Origin of the sequence: Roseococcus sp. SDR, from assembly GCF_019083995.1 — a bacterium.
Taxonomy (GTDB): Bacteria; Pseudomonadota; Alphaproteobacteria; order Acetobacterales; family Acetobacteraceae; genus Roseococcus.
In genome coordinates this window covers 1-16,164 of record NZ_JAHRCU010000007.1, presented here as the reverse complement: position 1 = coordinate 16,164, position 16,164 = coordinate 1, and the positions used below count along the sequence as shown (strand labels likewise).

The 16,164-nt window shown below is 69.3% G+C and carries 13 protein-coding genes; 4 read left to right on the top strand and 9 right to left on the bottom strand.

From position 1 onward, the window contains the following. The first annotated feature begins 21 nt into the window (after window positions 1-21). Window positions 22-369: a hypothetical protein gene (locus KTR66_RS09465; protein ID WP_213612346.1), complete on the top strand. Its 348-nt coding sequence runs from the start codon at window positions 22-24 to the stop codon at window positions 367-369. A gap of 18 nt (window positions 370-387) precedes the next feature. Here the strand turns inward: KTR66_RS09465 and KTR66_RS09460 are convergent, their stop codons facing one another. The 9 genes from KTR66_RS09460 to KTR66_RS09420 form a co-directional block, all read right to left on the bottom strand. Next, window positions 388-1,533 carry an acyl-CoA dehydrogenase family protein gene (locus KTR66_RS09460; protein WP_213612345.1) on the bottom strand — a complete coding sequence of 382 codons (1,146 nt, stop codon included), beginning with the start codon at window positions 1,531-1,533 and terminating at the stop codon, window positions 388-390. A gap of 39 nt (window positions 1,534-1,572) precedes the next feature. Continuing rightward, window positions 1,573-2,775, bottom strand: coding sequence for an acyl-CoA dehydrogenase family protein (locus KTR66_RS09455; RefSeq protein ID WP_213612344.1), 1,203 nt, complete (start codon window positions 2,773-2,775; stop codon window positions 1,573-1,575). Between the two features lie 11 nt (window positions 2,776-2,786). After that, window positions 2,787-4,871, bottom strand: a complete 2,085-nt coding sequence (locus tag KTR66_RS09450) for a 3-hydroxyacyl-CoA dehydrogenase NAD-binding domain-containing protein (protein ID WP_213612343.1) — start codon at window positions 4,869-4,871, stop codon at window positions 2,787-2,789. Between the two features lie 93 nt (window positions 4,872-4,964). Continuing rightward, window positions 4,965-6,572: an ABC transporter substrate-binding protein gene (locus KTR66_RS09445; protein WP_213612342.1), complete on the bottom strand. Its 1,608-nt coding sequence runs from the start codon at window positions 6,570-6,572 to the stop codon at window positions 4,965-4,967. A 317-nt stretch (window positions 6,573-6,889) separates the two neighbouring features. Continuing rightward, window positions 6,890-9,214: a xanthine dehydrogenase family protein molybdopterin-binding subunit gene (locus KTR66_RS09440; RefSeq protein WP_213612341.1), complete on the bottom strand. Its 2,325-nt coding sequence runs from the start codon at window positions 9,212-9,214 to the stop codon at window positions 6,890-6,892. Window positions 9,215-9,289: 75 nt separating this feature from the next. Continuing rightward, window positions 9,290-10,189, bottom strand: a complete 900-nt coding sequence (locus tag KTR66_RS09435) for a metal ABC transporter permease (RefSeq protein ID WP_213612340.1) — start codon at window positions 10,187-10,189, stop codon at window positions 9,290-9,292. Next, entirely contained in the window at window positions 10,186-11,016 is an 831-nt protein-coding gene (locus tag KTR66_RS09430; RefSeq protein WP_213612339.1) for a metal ABC transporter permease, read from the bottom strand. Before KTR66_RS09430 ends, KTR66_RS09435 begins: the two co-directional genes overlap by 4 nt. Then, window positions 11,013-11,732 carry a metal ABC transporter ATP-binding protein gene (locus tag KTR66_RS09425; protein WP_213612338.1) on the bottom strand — a complete coding sequence of 240 codons (720 nt, stop codon included), beginning with the start codon at window positions 11,730-11,732 and terminating at the stop codon, window positions 11,013-11,015. Before KTR66_RS09425 ends, KTR66_RS09430 begins: the two co-directional genes overlap by 4 nt. Continuing rightward, window positions 11,729-12,688: a metal ABC transporter solute-binding protein, Zn/Mn family gene (locus KTR66_RS09420; RefSeq protein WP_371819073.1), complete on the bottom strand. Its 960-nt coding sequence runs from the start codon at window positions 12,686-12,688 to the stop codon at window positions 11,729-11,731. Before KTR66_RS09420 ends, KTR66_RS09425 begins: the two co-directional genes overlap by 4 nt. Before the next feature lie 126 nt (window positions 12,689-12,814). On the opposite strand from KTR66_RS09420, the gene KTR66_RS09415 reads away from it, so the two are divergent. The 3 genes from KTR66_RS09415 to ctaD all read left to right on the top strand — a co-directional run bounded on the left by KTR66_RS09415 (window position 12,815) and on the right by ctaD (window position 15,872). Then, on the top strand, window positions 12,815-13,144 hold the full coding sequence (locus KTR66_RS09415; protein WP_213612337.1) for a helix-turn-helix transcriptional regulator: 330 nt from the start codon (window positions 12,815-12,817) through the stop codon (window positions 13,142-13,144). A 253-nt stretch (window positions 13,145-13,397) separates the two neighbouring features. Further along, window positions 13,398-14,249: a cytochrome c oxidase subunit II gene (gene coxB, locus KTR66_RS09410; protein WP_213612336.1), complete on the top strand. Its 852-nt coding sequence runs from the start codon at window positions 13,398-13,400 to the stop codon at window positions 14,247-14,249. A gap of 36 nt (window positions 14,250-14,285) precedes the next feature. Continuing rightward, window positions 14,286-15,872 (top strand): cytochrome c oxidase subunit I, encoded by a 1,587-nt coding sequence (gene ctaD, locus KTR66_RS09405; protein ID WP_213612335.1) that lies wholly within the window; start codon window positions 14,286-14,288, stop codon window positions 15,870-15,872. Window positions 15,873-16,164 lie beyond the last annotated feature (292 nt).

The following is a 16,164-nucleotide window of genomic DNA, read 5'->3' as shown; positions in this document are numbered from 1 at the left end:
TTACGAACAACCATGCGTTGCATGCCCCTCGCCCTGGCCGCCCTTGTCGCGCTCGCCGCGCCGGCGATGGCGCAGCAGCGCGTGGTGGTGGTGCCGGCCGGGGTGGATGTGGTCATCCCGCCGCGCGGGGCGGAGGGCCCTGCCTTGGTGCGGGCGCCGCGCCCGCGGCTTCCGCCGCCTGGCCAGCCCGCATCCGGTCAGGCGATGACGCGGCCCATGCTGGAAGCGGGCGGTGGCAGCGCGGCCGGGCTGGGCCTCGCCGCACCCGCCCTGGTGGCGCTGCCGCTGATCGCCGCCGCCGTGCTGGCCGGGACCGTCCCGGGCAACAGCAGTTCCAGCGGCACTTCGGCGCCGGCCCGCACCCGGTAGGGCGCGGGCCAGGCGGTCTCAGGCGGCCTGAACCAGGCCGCCCGCATCCGCCAGCGCGCGCAGGTGATGATCGGTGTCGCCGAACATCGCCTCGTTCACCGTCAGCCGCTTGAAGTAGTGGCCAGCGGCATATTCCATCGTCATGGCGATGCCGCCATGCAGCTGGATGCTCTGCTGCCCCACCAGCCGCTGCGAACGGCCGATCTGCGCCTTCACCGCATGCATGTTGCGCCGCCGCTCCGCCGCATCGCTCGCCTGCGCCGCCACGGTGGCGAAATAGGCCATGGAGCGCGACTGCTCGATCGCCACCAGCATGTCCGCCGCCTTGTGCTGCAGCGCCTGGAAGCTGCCGATGGCGCGGCCGAATTGCTGGCGCGTCTTCATGTAGTCGAGCGTCATGGCATGGACGACGTCCATCGCGCCGATCGCCTCGGCGGCCAGCACCGCGATGGCCTCATCTACCACGCGGTCCACCAGGGCGAGGCCGCCCTCCGGATCGCCCAGCACATGCGCCGCGCGCGCCCCGGTGAAATCCACCTCGGCCGCGCGCTGGCCATCCACCGTGCGGAAGCCGCGCACCGAGACGCCATCGGCCGTGGCCGGCACGACGAAGACGCCGATGCCGCCCTTGTCGCGCGAGGCGCCGGAGACGCGGGCGGTCACGAAGAAGTGATCGGCCGTGTCGCCATGCAGCACCATGCCCTTGCGGCCGGTGATGACCCAGCCCGCGCCATCCTTCTTCGCCGTGGTCTGCACGTCGAAGAGGTCATAGCGGGACTGCCGCTCGGTCTGCGCGAAGGCGAGCAGGGTTTCGCCGGCGGCGACACCCTCCACCATCTCCTGCCGCAGCGCCGTCTCGGCGCCATGGCGCAGGAAGCCGCCGCCCAGCACGACGGTGCTGAACCAGGGCTCCAGCGTGATGTGGCGGCCCATCTGCTCGGCGACGAGCATGGTTTCCTCCGGCCCGCCGCCGAAGCCGCCATCCTCCTCCGCGAAGGGCAGGCCGAGCAGCCCGAGCTCGGCGTATTGCGCCCACATCTCGCGGCTCCAGCCGGTCTCGCTGGCCATGTAGGCCTTGCGGTTCTCGAAGCCGTATTTCGCCGTCAGCGTCTTGCGGATGCTGTCCTGCAGGAGCGACTGCGACTCGTTCAGATCAAAATCCATGTTGGTTCAGAGCCCCCAAGGGCGCGCTCGCGCGCCCGTTCACAACCCAAGAAAAGCTTTTGCCATGATGTTGCGCTGGATCTCGTTGGACCCGCCATAGATGCTCTGCTTGCGCCAGTTGAAGTAGATCCCGGCAAGGCCGAAGGCCCAGTCGGGCGCCACATCCCAGTCATTGCTGCCCTCGGCATCCGGGTCGCCATCCACCCAGGCATAGGGGCCGGCGGCCTTCATCAGCAGCTCGGAAACGCCCTGCTGGATCTCGGTGCCCTTGATCTTGAGCACCGACGTCGCGGGGTCGGGCTTGCCCGTTCCCGCGCGCTTCGTCTCATTGGCGATGACGCGCATGACCGTCATCTCCAGCGCCTTCAGCTCGATCTCCATCTCCGTCATCTGGCGGCGGAATTCGGGGTCCTCGATGAGCGGACGGCCGCCATCGAGCGTCTCCTTCGCGATCATCTTCAGGCGGCGGATGCGCTCGCGGCTCGCGCCCACGCGCGCCTGGCCGAAGCGCTCATTGCCCAGCAGGAACTTCGCGCAATCCCAGCCCTTGTTCACCTCGCCCACCAGCTGGTCGGCCGGCACGCGGACATCGTCGAAGAAGACCTCGTTCACCTCATGCCCGCCCTCGATCGTGATGATCGGGCGCACGGTGATGCCGGGCGTCTTCATGTCCACCAGGAAAAAGGAGATGCCCTCCTGCTTCTTCGCCGCCGGATCGGTGCGGGCGAGGACGAAGATCCAGTCGGCATGCTGGGCGAGCGTGGTCCAGGTCTTCTGGCCGTTGATCACCCATTCGCCATTCTCCAGCACCGCGCGCGTCTTGAGGCCCGCGAGGTCGGAGCCGGCGCCGGGCTCGGAGAAGCCCTGACACCACCAGTCATCCAGGTTGCGCATGCGCGGCAGGAAGCGCTTCTTCTGCTCCTCCGTGCCGAATTCGATGATCACGGGGCCGCACATGTTGATGTTGAAGCCGAGCGGCGAGGGCGCCGGCCACATCTGCAGCTCCTCGCGGAAGATGTATTTCTGCGCGGGCGTCCAGCCCGGGCCGCCATGTTCCACCGGCCATTCGGGGGCGGCCCAGCCGCGGGCGTTCAGCTTGCGCTGCCACTCGACGACCATCGCCTTGGTGGGCGACTTGCCGGCGATCATGTGGGCGCGCGTCTCGGGCGGGCATTCGGCGGCGAGGAAATCGCGCACCTCCTGCCGGAAGTTCAGTTCAGCCTCGGTGAAACGGAGTTCCATGGCGGGGTTCCTTACGCGGCGCTCTTGGCCCCGCCGGAGGCGAAGCTGCCCCCGGAGGCGGCCAGCTGCTCGATCAGCGCGGCGGGCTTGAGGTTGGGATCATTGGTCGCGGCGGCGTAATGCGCGAGCTTGTCGCGTACATTCTTCAGCCCCATGCGGTCGGCCCAGAACATCGGGCCACCGCGCCAGGCGGGCCAGCCGAAGCCGTTGCAGAAGATCACGTCGATATCGATGGCGCGGGAGGCCACGCCCTCTTCCAGGATGCGCGCACCCTCATTCACCATGGGCAGCAGCAGGCGCTCCAGGATCTCGGCATCCTCGATCTTGCGGCGCCGGACCTGCATCTTCTCGGCCACGTCGAGGATGATCGCCTCCACCTCCGGGTCCACCAGGCGGTTGCGCTTCTCGTCATACATGTACCAGCCCTTGCCGGTCTTCTGCCCGAAGCGGCCGCGCGCCACGACGGCATCGGCGATGGGGGCCACCGTGCCGCGCGCCTTGCGCACGGCCGCGCCGATATCGAGGCCGGCGAGGTCACCCGTCGCGCAGGGCCCCATGGCCATGCCGTAGGTCTCCATCACGCGGTCGATATCCTGCGGCAGGCAGCCTTCCAGCAGCAGCTTCTCGACCTGCGGCGTGCGCTTGCCGGTCATGCGGTTGCCGACGAAGCCGTCGCAATTGCCGACCAGCACAGGCAGCTTGCCGATGCGCTTGCCGACTTCGGTCGCCGTCGCGATCGCGATGTTGTTGGTCTTCGCACCCCGCACATTCTCCAAGAGGCGCATGACATTCGCCGGCGAGAAGAAATGCATCCCGATCACCCATTCGGGGCGCGAGGTGGCGGATGCGATCTCATCGATCGAGAGCGTCGAGGTGTTGGAGGCGAGCACCACGCCCGGCCGCGCCAGCTTGTCCAGCTTGGCGAAGAGCTCCTTCTTCACCTCCATGTTCTCGAAGACGGCCTCGATCACGATGTCGGCCTCCTTCACCACATCGAGGGTCGTGCTGCCCTTCAGGAAGGAGCGGCGCTTCTCATACTCGGCCTGGCTCATGCGGCCCGAGGTGACGGAGCGCTGCCAATTCGCCTCGCAGCGCGCCAGGCCCTTGTCCAGCGCCTCCTGGCTCGTCTCGACGATGGTCACGGGGACGCCGACATTCGCGAAATTCATCGCGATGCCGCCACCCATGGTGCCGCCGCCGATGACGACGGCGTTCTTGACCGGCGTGCCCTGCACATCCTCGGGCAGGCCGGGGACGCGCACCGCCTCGCGCTCGCCGAAGAAGATGTGGCGCAGCGCGAAGCTCTGCTCGCCGGCGACGAGCTTCTGGAACTGCTCGCGCTCGATGTTCAGCCCATCCTCGAAGGAATGGGTGATGGAGGCACGGACGGCGGTCACGCACCCCTTCGGGCTCTCCTGCCCGCGCGTGCGCTTCAGCAGGGCGGCGGCGGCGGCGTCGAAGGCGGCGAGGTCGGCGCCCTTGATCTTGTCCTCGCGCTTGCGGGCCAGGGTGAAGCTATCCCCCGCATGCGCGCGCGCCCAGGCGACGGCCGAGGCCTCCAGCGGCGCATCCACCACGGCGTTGATGACGCCGAGCTTGGCCGCTTCGGTGGCCGAGATCGGCTCGCCCGTCACGATGATCTTCAGCGCGGCCTCGGGGCCGATCAGGCGGGGCAGGCGCTGCGTGCCGCCGGCGCCGGGGACGAAGCCGCGCTTCACCTCGGGCAGGCCGACCTGCGCGGTGGCGACGGCGACGCGCGCATGGCAGGCCAGCGCCAGTTCGAGGCCCCCGCCGAGCGCCGAGCCATGAATGGCGGCGACGACCGGCACCTTGCAATTCTCGATGGCGTCGAAGACCTCGGGCAGGCTGGGCGGCTGGCGCGGCTTGTTGAACTCGGTCATCTCGGCGCCGGCGCAGAACATGCGGCCCGTGCCCATCAGCACGATGGCCCGCGCCCCTTCCTTGACTGCGGCCGCGATGCCTTCATGCAGCCCGGCGCGCACGCCGGTGCGCAGCGTGTTCACCGGCGGATTGGCAATGCGCAGGATATGAATGTCGCCGTCGCGGTCATGCTCGACGAAGCGCTCTTCTGCCATGAACTTTGTTTCCCCGTTGATCCTCGTTGCCCGCGAGTGTCCGGCGCGGGCCGCATGGATGTCAACGGGGTGAGGGCGCGGGGCGCCCCCGCGTTACGTGATGCGGATCGGCGTCAGGTCCTGGAACCAGCTCTGCGCCTGGACGAAGCCCTGCACGCGGCGGCTGGTGGCGCGCGGGTTCAGGTCATGCGCGACGAAGAGGAAGAGCGCGTCATCCACCACGCGGGCATGCAGCTCGGACAGCAAGGCGGCCTGCCGCGCGGGGTCGAACTCATTGTAGACGCGCGTGATGATGTCGTCATACCAGGGGTCGCTGAAATAGCCCCAGTTGTTGGCGGCGGGCGGCACCAGGTCGCTCTTCAGGAAGCGCACCAGCGCGGTGAAGGGATCGAGCGCCGCATAGCTGATGTTGATGGCGCTGATGCCGCGGTTGGACGGCGCCCGCGCCCCGTCGCGCCAGATGCCGAGCAGGGCGTTCCACTCCAGCACCTCGAAGGTCACCTCGATGCCGATGTCGCGCAGGTTCTGCTGCACCGCCTCGTTCATCGGCAAAGGCTGCATCTGGCCGGAGCCCGAGGGCGAGATGCCCACGCGCGTGCGGATCGGGTTCTGCCGGGAGAAGCCGGCCTCCGCCATCAGGCGGCGGGCGGCGGCGACGTCGGTGCGGATCGGCTCGCGCGGCGTGCCGTGCCAGGGGTGGCCCGGGGGTAGCAGGCCGGCGCCGGGCACCATCATGTCACCCAGCATGGAGCGCATGCCGGCGCGATCAATGGCGAGGTTGGCGGCCTTGCGCACCCGGATGTCCCGCCAGGGCGAGCCCTCGGACATGTTCAGATGCCAGGTCCAGTTGTGCGGATAGGTGTTGGAGACGATGTTCATCCCCGCCGCGCGTAGGGCCGGGATGGCGTCGGGCGGCGGCGCCTCGATGAAATCCACCTGGTTGGAGCGGAGGGCCGCCACGCGCGTATTCGCCTCGGGCAGCGGCAGCAGGATCAGGCGCTCATGCCGGGGGATGCGGGCGGCGTCCCAGTAGTTGGAATTGCGCAGCATCACGCAGCGCTCGCGCACCGCGAATGTCTCGAGGCGATAGGGGCCGGTGCCGACGGCGCGGTCCAGGTAGCGGTCCCAGTCGCGGCCCGCGGCTTCCCAGGCGCCCTGATGCGTGATGCCGACCCAGGTGAGGCCGAAGGGCACCAGGCTGTCCGGCGTGCGCGTCTCGATGATGAAGGTGAGCGGGCCTTCCGCCCGCCAGCTCGCGATGGTGGGCATGCGGATGCGCGCCTGGGCGGCGGCGCGCGGGTCGAACCAGGGGGCGTCCTGCTTGAAGGCGCGGTCATAGGAGAAGACGACATCCTCGGCCGTCATCACCTTGCCGTCATGGAAGCGGACGCCCTCGCGGAGCGTGATGATCCAGCGCTTGGGGTCGGCCGGGTCCACCGTCCAGGCGGTGGCGAGGCCGGGGCGGATGGTGACCGGCACGTCGGACTTGCTGAGGTCCCACATGGCGAGCTGATCGTAGAGGGTGATGCCCATGAAGCGGTGGCCCTCCGCCCCCTGGTCCGGCACGCCATTGGAGAGCGGCACGGCGGAGGCGGTCATGCCCACGCGCAGCGTGCCGGATTGCGTCTGGGCCTGGGTGACATCCCAGGGCAGGGCGGCGGCGAGCGGTGCGGCGAGCAGGGCGCGGCGGGTGGCGTTCATGGGCAGGCTCCGTTTGGGTGACGGGAGCTTGCCGGGCTGGCGCGCCGCTGACTGCTGAAAATTCTTGCAAAAAATGCCCAGCAGGCCGGGATTGCCGCCAGGGTGGGCAGAAATCCGGGGCGATGCCGAAAGCGGCGGCGGCGGCTTGGCGCGCGGCCTATTCGCGGCAAATGCAGGTTTCGGACAAATGCCCGGCCCGGATTGGGGGCGGGTTGAGCGGCGGATGCGGCTGTCAAACAACAGCCGCGGATACTAGGAAAAAATACCGTAAAAGTCCAGGAATTGCGGGAGAGGCCCGGCCCCTCCCGCGTTCCGGGTCACGCCGCGTGCAGCGCCTTCCACACCACCTCCGGCGTCGCCGGCATGTCGATCGTCTTGACGCCGGACTCCGCCAGCGCATCCACCAGCGCATTCACCACCGCGGGCGGCGAGCCCACGGCGCCCGCCTCGCCCGCGCCCTTCACGCCGAGCGGGTTGGTCTCGCAGACCACCTCGATCAGATCCACCTCGATCTCCGGCAAATCACCGGCGCGGGGCAGGGCGTAGTCCATGAAGCTGGCCGAGAGCAGCTGGCCGCTCTCCGGGTCATAGGCGGTGCGCTCATGGAAGGCCTGGCCGATGCCCTGCGCCACCCCGCCATGCACCTGCCCGCGCACGATCAGCGGGTTCAGCGCATGGCCCACATCATCCACCACGATGTAGCGCGGGATGGCGATCATGCCCGTCTCCGGGTCCACCTCGACTTCGGCCACGTGGCAGCCATTGGGGAAGGTGTGGAACTCGATCTTCGCCGTCTCCAGCGCGTCGAGCAGGATGGTGTCCTCGCCCGCCGCCACGCGCTGCCGCTGCCGCGCGGCGAGGCTCAGGATGTCCACGCCGCGATCGGTGCCGACCACGCCGAACTGCCCGGCCTTGGGGTTGAACTCGATATCCACCACGGCCGCTTCCAGCATCTCGGAGGCCGCCTGCTTGCCCTTTTCGATCACGCTGGCCGCGGTGACGAGGATGGCCTGGCCCTCGGAATAGAGGCTGCGCGCGCCGCCCGTGCCGCCGCCCGAGGGCAGGCTGTCGGAATCGCCCTGGCGGACGCGGATCTTGTCGATGGGGATGCCCAGCTCATGGCTCGTCAGCATGGCATAGGCCGTCTCATGGCCCTGGCCGGTGCTCTGCGTGCCGACATAGACATCCACGAAGCCATCATCCGCGAACTTCACCGAGGCATTCTCGGTCGGCCCGCCGCCGGTCGCCTCGAGGTAGTAGGCGAGGCCGATGCCGCGCTTCTTGCCGCGCTTGGCGGCCTCGGCCCGGCGGGCCGGGAAACCGGCCCAATCAATCTTGGCCAGCGCCGCATCCATCACGCGGGCGAAATCGCCGCTGTCATAGCGCTGCGCCATGGCGGTGACGTAGGGCATGGCCGCCTGCGCCACCATGTTGCGGCGGCGCAGCTCGATGCGGTCGAGCTTCAGGTCGCGCGCCGCCTGGTCGATCAGGCGCTCGACGAGATAGTTGCTCTCGGGGCGGCCGGCGCCGCGATAGGCGTCCACCGGCACGGTGTTGGTCGCCATGCCGAGCACGCGGGCATGGATCGCCTCGAAGCCATAGACGCTGGCCAGCACCTTGGTGCCCGCGCCGGTCGGGATGAAGGGCGCGAAGGTGGAGAGATAGGCGCCCATATTCGCGACATTGCGCGTCCGCAGCGCCAGGAATTTGCCATTCGCATCCAGCGCCAGCTCGCCCAGCGTGATGTTGTCACGCCCATGCGTGTCGGAGAGGAAGGCCTCGGTGCGCTCGGCGGCCCATTTCACCGGGCGGCCGACGGCCCGCGCGCCGATCGCGCAGAGGGCGTACTCGGCATAAAGGAACAGCTTCATGCCGAAGCCGCCGCCCACATCCGGCGTCACCACCCGCACCAGGTCGGGGCTGACCTTCAGCACGGAGGAGGCGAGCAGGTTCTTCACCAGCCAGGAGCCCTGGGTGCCGGCATGCAGCGTGAAATGGCCGGTCGCCGCGTCATATTGCGCGGCGCAGGCGCGGCCTTCCATCGAGGCGACGACGACGCGGTTGTTCACCACCGTCAGCCGCGTCACATGCGCGGCCTGGGCGAAGAGGGCGTCGGTCTTCGCCTTGTCGCCCACCTCCCAGTCGAAGAGGGTGTTGTTCTTCGCCTCGGGCCAGATCTGCGGCTGCCCGGCCTCATGCGCCACGGCGAGGTCGGTGACGGAGGGCAGGACCTCGTAATCCACCTCGACCGCCTCGGCCGCGTCGCGCGCCTGGCCCTGGGTCTCGGCGATGATGAAGGCGACCGGGTCGCCCACATGGCGCACGGCGTCGGTCGCCAGCGGCATGTGAAGCGTATTGGCGCGGTCCGAGCCGTCGGCGTTCTTCATGGGGATGGCGCAGGGCAGCTCGCCCACGCCCATCGCCAGCAGGTCAGCGCCGGTCAGCACCGCCAGCACGCCCGGCATGGCCTTCGCGGCGCTGGCATCCACCGAGGCGATCTTCGCATGGGCGTGCGGGCTGCGCAGCACATAGCCATGCGCCTGGCCTTCGAGGGCGATGTCGTCGGTGTAGCGCCCGTTGCCCAGCAGCAGCCGGGGGTCTTCCACGCGCCGCACCGATTGGCTCAGGCCGAACTTCGCCATGGGTCATCTCCCTCAGAATGTGTTCCCGGCATCATCTGACGATGCGGGGGGAAAGGGGAAGGGGGATGTGGCGAATCAGGCCATGCGGCTGCGCGCGACCAGGCACCCCGCCACCACCAGCCCCGCCAGCGTGCCGATCAGCCCCGCCGCGTTGAGCGAGACGGCGAGGCCCAGCGCCGCCGGCAACGGCCCGGCCAGCAGCACGCCGGCCGCGCCCAGCCCCGCGCCCAAAGCGGCGCCGCCCAGCACCTGCATTGCGTAACGATCCGTCATCAGCCGCAGCGCCACGGCGGGGCAGACCAGCATGGCCACCACCAGGATGCTGCCCACCGATTCGAAGGCGGCGACGGCGGCCGCCGCGATCAGCAGGTTCAGCCCCATCTCCCAGCGGCCGACGCGCAGCCCGAGCGAGGCGGCAAAGGCCGGGTCGAAGGCGATGAGCTGCAAGGGCCGCCAGAACAGCGCCACCGCCAGCCCCGCCACCAGCGCGACGGCGGCGAGCAGCCCCAATTGCCGTGGCATGCCGGCCAGCGCCGCCGGATCGAAGAAGGAGGCCCAGCCCTGCGCCTCCAGCCAGACCAGCGTCTCGAGCTGGCCGAACAGCACGCAATCCACGTCGAGATCGGCGCTGCGCGCGCCCGTGAGTTCCAGCAGCACGAGGCCGAGCGCGAAGAAGCCGGTGAAGACCAGGCCCGTCGCGGCGCCACCCTCCAGCCGGGCGGCGCGCCGTACCCAGCCGATGGCGAGTGTCGCCAGCAGCGCCGCCACCAGCGCGCCCAGCAGCATCGGCCCGGCGCTGCGCAGCCCGGTCAGCGCGAAGCCCACCACGATGCCGGGCAGCACGGCGTGGGAGAGCGCATCGCCCAGCAGGCTCTCCCGCCGCAGCACCAGGAAGCTGCCCAGCAGCCCGCAGGTGCCGCCGGCCAGGATCGCGGCGAGCAAGGGCGGCAGGTCGAGCTGGAGGAACTCGGTCATCGGCGCCGGAAGGCCACGGCGGCGGCGAAGCCGAGCAGGCCCGCCAGCACCACGGCGGCGCCGGTCGGGATGTGGTCGAAGCGCGTCGAGATCAGCGCGCCGCTCGCTCCGGCGGCGGCGCCGAGCGCGCCGGCCAGCGCCACCATGGAAGGCAGCCCGCGCGTGACGAGCCGCGCGGCGGCGGCGGGCACGATCAGCAGCGCCACCACCAGCAGCAGCCCCACCGCCGGCAGTCCGGCCACGCAGACCGCGAGCAGCAGGCCCAGCAGAGCCAGGTCCAGCGCGCGCACCGGCAGGCCCTGGCTGCGGGCGAAGCCCTCGTCGAAGCAGAGCGCGCGCAGCGGCTGGAACAATGCCGCGATGACGGCGATGCAGGAAAGTGCCAAGCCGCCCGCCAGCAGGGCATCGCCCTCCGTCATCGTCGCCGCCTGGCCCAGGATGAAATGGGAGAGGCCGGCCTGCGCCGCCTCCGGCATGGCCTGGGCGATGGAAAGCCCCACCGTGCCCAGCGCATAGAAGGCCGAGAGGACCACGCCGATCGCGGCATCCTGCCGGATGCGGCCGCTCGCGGTCAGCGCGCGCAGCGCCAGCAGCCCCAGCCAGGCGGAAATCGCGGCGCCCAGCAGCAGCGGCGCCAGGCTGCGCGCCGGCCCGCCCAGCGCCGCCATGAGCAAGGAGGCCGCGACCACGCCCGGCAGCGCCGCATGGCCGATCGCATCCGCCAGCAGCGCCCGCCCGCGCAGCAGCGCGAAGCTGCCCACCACGCCCGAAGCCGCGCCCAGCGCCGCGCAGCCCAGCAGCACGATCAAGGTGTTGTGGCCGATCATGTACGGCCCGGCAGCCCGCCGAAGGCGCGGGCGATGGCCGCATCGGTGAAGGCGGTGGCGACCGGCCCGGCCGCCACCACCTCGCCGGCCAGGATCAGCACCTGGTCGAAATGCGCGGTGATGAGGGAGAGGTCGTGATGCACCATCAGCACCGACTTCCCCTCGCGCGCGAGGCCATGCAGCACGGCGAGGATGGTCTGCTCCGTCACCGCATCCACCGCGGCCATGGGCTCGTCCATCAGGAAGAGGTCGGCGCCCTGGGCCAGCGCGCGGGCCAGAAAGACGCGCTGCTGCTGCCCGCCGGAGAGGCGGCCGATCTGGCGCTCGGCGAAATCGGCGAGGCCCACGGCAGCCAGTGCCGCCCGCGCCGCCTCGCGCTCGGCGCGCGGCACCGGCCCCCACCAGCGCATGTGCGGCACCCGCGCCATGGCGACGATATCAAGCGCGCTCGCCGGGAAATCCCAGTCCACGCTGGCCCGCTGCGGCAGATAGGCGACGCGGGCGCGGGCCTGATCGAGCGGCAGGCCGAGGAAGCGCGCCTCCCCCGAATCGGCCGGGATCAGGCCCAGCGCCGCCTTCAGCAGGGTGGATTTCCCCGCGCCATTGGGGCCGAGGATGGCGGTGAGGCCGGGGGCGGCCTGCCAGGTCACGTCCCGCAGCGCGGGGCGCCCGGCATAGCTCACATTCAGCCCGGTGACGGAGAAGGGTGGGGTCACAGCCGCCCGTTCATGCCGCGCTCGGGCGCCGAACCGCCCAGCGCGCGGGCGATGGTGGTGATGTTGTGGTCCATCATCCCCTCATAGGTGCCCCGGTAGGTGCCCGGCCGCCCCATCGAGTCGGAGAAGAGCGTGCCGCCCAGCCGCACCTGGTGGCCGCGTGCCGCGACACCCTGGATGAGCGCCCGCACCGCGCGATCGGGCACGGAGCTTTCGGTGAAGATGGCGGGGATTCGCCGCTCGACGATGAGGCGGACCATGGCCTCGATGCGCGCGAGGCTCGCCTCCGCCTCGGTCGAGAGGCCCTGGATGGATTCGACCTGGAACTGATAGCGCAGCCCGAAATAGGCGAAGGCGTCATGCGCCGTGACCAGCACGCGGCGCTCGGCCGGGATCGGCGCCAGCACATCCCGCGCATAGGCATCCAGGCGGTGCAGCTGCGCCCGGGTGCTGGCGACGCCGGCGTCCAGACTGGGCAGGCGCGGCAGGCGGCCCAGCGTGGCGGCGATGGCGGGCAGCGCCTCGGCCCAGAGCATGGGGTCCATCCAGACATGGGGGTCCGCCGCGTCCGGATAATCGTCATGTTGGCGCAGGCGGGAGCGCGGGATGGCCTCCGCGACGGCCAGCGAGGGCTTGCCCTGGGCGGCGGCGCGGTCCAGCACCTCATGCATCCGGCCTTCCAGGCGGTGGCCGTTGTAGAAAAGGGCGTCGGCGCGAAGGATGCGGGCGATGTCGTTGCGCGTCGGGCGGAACAGGTGCGGGTCCACGCCCTCGCCGATCAGCGTCTCGGTGGTGATGGCGGTGCCACCGACGCCGCGCACAAGGTCGGCGATCATGCCGGTGGTGGCCAGCGCGGTGGGTCGTGCGGCTTGCGCCCGCGCATGCATGGGGCTGGCGCCAGCCAGCGCCGGCAGGGCCAGCAGCGCCCGGCGGGGGATGCGTGAATAGCTGTTCACCTGTTCATTCATCCAGTTAAATCAGGGACTTGTCCCACAACCTTGTCCCGGCTTCGGGCGACGTCAAGGCGTCACGCCCGCACATCATCTCTTGTGTTGCGCTCCGGCCCGGCCGAAGCTGCAACGATGGCAACCGGCGTGCGCATCAACGAGGACGAGGTGTTCGAGCTGGCGGAGATGTTCCGCCTGATGAGCGACCCGACGCGCCTCAAGATCATCCTGGCCTGCCTCGACCAGCCGGTCTCGGTCGGTGCCACGGCCGAGATGCTGGCCATCTCGCCCAGCCTCGTCTCCCACCATCTGCGCCTGCTGCGCGCCGCGCGGCTCCTGATGGCCGACCGGCGGGGTCGCCAGGTCTTCTACGTGGTGGGCGACCCGCATATCCGCTCGATGCTGACCGACATGGTGGACCACGTGGCCGAGGGCGGAGAGAGCGAGATCATCGAGGGCGGCTGATCGCCTCCCGCACCCTCCCCTTGTCGCTCCCCGGGGGGCAAAAAACCCCATTGTTGCAGCGCCGCGAGGCTTGTCGGCCCGCCGCCCGCCGCCTATGGTCCGCGCGCGGCGCCGGGCCGGCCCCTCGAAGAGGGCATGCCATGCTGCGCCCGCAGGTGGCCGATGGGGCCGCCGGGCGATGGCCCAGGGCCGTCGCTTCAGGTTTTGAGGCAAGGTGCGGCGCGTGATCGGGCGTATCGGACGAATTCTCGGAATGGCATTCCTGGGCCTGGTGGCCGCGGGCGGCATGGCCGTCGCGCAGGACCAGGCGCCGATGGTGGGTGCGCCCATCCCCTGGGGCATGGGGCTTCAGGCCTCGGGCGGTCCCATCAAGGACGCCATCTCCAGCTTCAACGAGCTGGTCTTCTGGATCATCGTGGTCATCACGATCTTCGTGGCGATCCTGCTGGCCTGGGTGATGTGGCGCTACAACGAGAAGGCGAATCCCGTCCCCTCGCAGAACAGCCACAACACTCCGCTCGAGATCGCCTGGACCGTCATCCCGGTGCTGATCCTGCTGGTCATCGCGGTGCCGTCCTTCCGCCTCATCTACTACCAGGACCGCGCGCGTGACGCCGACCTCACGATCAACGTGACCGGCCATCAGTGGTACTGGAACTACCGCTTCCCCGACCACGGCAACTTCGCCTTCGACAGCCGCCCGATCCAGGACGAGGACATCAAGGCCGGCCAGATGCGCAGCCTGGAAGTGGATGAGCCGCTGCTGATCCCGGTCGGCCGCACCGTCCGCGTCATGACCCAGGGCGTGGACGTGATCCACAGCTTCTTCGTGCCGAGCCTCGGCGTGCAGCGCTACACCATTCCCGGCCGTACGCTGGAGACCTGGATGCGCGCCGACCGCGTGGGCACCTTCTACGGCCAGTGCAACCAGATCTGCGGGGTGAACCACTGGTTCATGCCGATCGTGGTGAAGGCCGTGCCGCAGGCCGAGTTCGACGCCTGGGTGGCCAGCGCCCGCACGCGCTTCGCCCGCCAGGACGAGCAGGCCCCCGCCCTTGCGGAAGCCGCGGGCGACACCATTCGAATCGCTGCGGCGCGTCAGTGACGCCGGCCGCGCAGGGTTAAGGAAAGGCACCGGGACATGGCACACGCGGATGCGCATGGGCATGACGACCACAAGCCAGGCTTCGTGAGCCGCTGGCTGTTCAGCACGAACCACAAGGATATCGGCACCCTCTACATCATCTTCTCGCTGTTCGCGGCGATCATCGGCATCGGCCTCTCCGTGCTGATGCGCCTCGAGCTGCAGCAGCCTGGCCTGCAGATCTTCGCCGATGGCCAGATGTGGAACGCCTATGTCTCGGCCCATGGCCTGATCATGGTGTTCTTCGTGATCATGCCGGCGCTGATCGGCGGCTTCGGCAACTGGTTCGTGCCCATCATGATCGGCGCGCCGGACATGGCCTTCCCGCGCCTGAACAACATCTCCTTCTGGCTGCTGGTGCCGGCCTTCATCCTGCTCGGCGCCTCGCTCTTCGTGGGCGGCGGCGCGGGCGCGGGCTGGACGATCTATCCGCCGCTCTCGGACGACACCTACCAGTCGGGCCCCGCCATGGACATGGCGCTCTTCGCCCTTCACCTGGCCGGCGCCTCCTCGATCCTGGGTGCGGCCAACTTCATCACCACCATCTTCAACATGCGCGCCCCGGGCATGACGCTGCACAAGATGCCGCTCTTCGTCTGGTCCATGCTCGTCACCGCCTTCCTGCTGCTGCTGGCGGTGCCGGTGCTGGGTGGCGCCATCACCATGCTGATCACGGACCGCAATTTCGGCACGGCCTTCTTCGACCCCGCCGGCGGCGGTGACCCGGTGCTGTTCCAGCACCTCTTCTGGTTCTTCGGCCACCCCGAAGTGTACATCATGATCCTGCCGGCCTTCGGCATCATCAGCCACGTGATCTCGACCTTCTCCAAGAAGCCGGTCTTCGGCTACCTGGGCATGGCCTACGCGATGGTCGCCATTGGCGTGGTGGGCTTCGTGGTCTGGGCGCACCACATGTACACCTCCGGCATGGACGTGGACACGCGCGCCTACTTCATGGCCGCCACCATGGTCATCGCCGTGCCGACCGGCGTGAAGATCTTCTCCTGGATCGCCACCATGTGGGGCGGCTCGATGAAGTTCGACACGCCGATGCTCTTCGCCATCGGCTTCATCTTCCTCTTCACCATGGGTGGCGTGACGGGCGTCGTGCTGGCCAATGCCGGCATCACGCAGATCCTGCACAACACCTACTACGTGGTGGCCCACTTCCACTACGTGCTGAGCCTGGGCGCGGTGTTCGGCATCTACGCCGGCATCTACTACTGGATCGGCAAGATGTCGGGCCGCCAGTACCCCGAGAAGCTGGGCAAGATCCATTTCTGGCTCACCTTCGTCGGCGTGAACCTGACCTTCTTCCCGATGCACTTCCTGGGCAACCAGGGCATGCCGCGTCGCTATCCGGACTATCCGGACGCCTTCTGGGGCTGGAACCTGGTGGCCTCGCTGGGCGCCTATATCTCGGTCGCCGGCTTCATCTTCTTCTTCTACGTGATGTACGTGACCTTCAAGCGCGGCGCGACCGTGCCCGCCAACTACTGGGGCGAGGGTGCGACCACGCTGGAGTGGCAGATCAGCAGCCCGCCGCCCTTCCACAGCTTCGACGAGCTGCCGAAGATCCGCTGAGGGGCCCACGCCCCGCGGGCCTGCAACGAGAAAGCCCTGCCAGGACGCTGGCAGGGCTTTTTTGCTGTGCAGGCAGGCAAGAAGAGAAAAATAGCCTCCGGCGGCTGGGGCCATTGGCCCCAGACCCCTTCACCGCGCAACCTTGCAAGCCCGGCGCCAAGGAACGGGGTCTGGGGCCTTGTTCAGACCGGACACATCCCTGACGGATGTTCGGAGAGATGGTTGACGCTTTTGGGCGTGGTTTCTCGGGAGAGAGGCGATGCCCTGGAAGGCGTTATCAGTGCTGGACCAT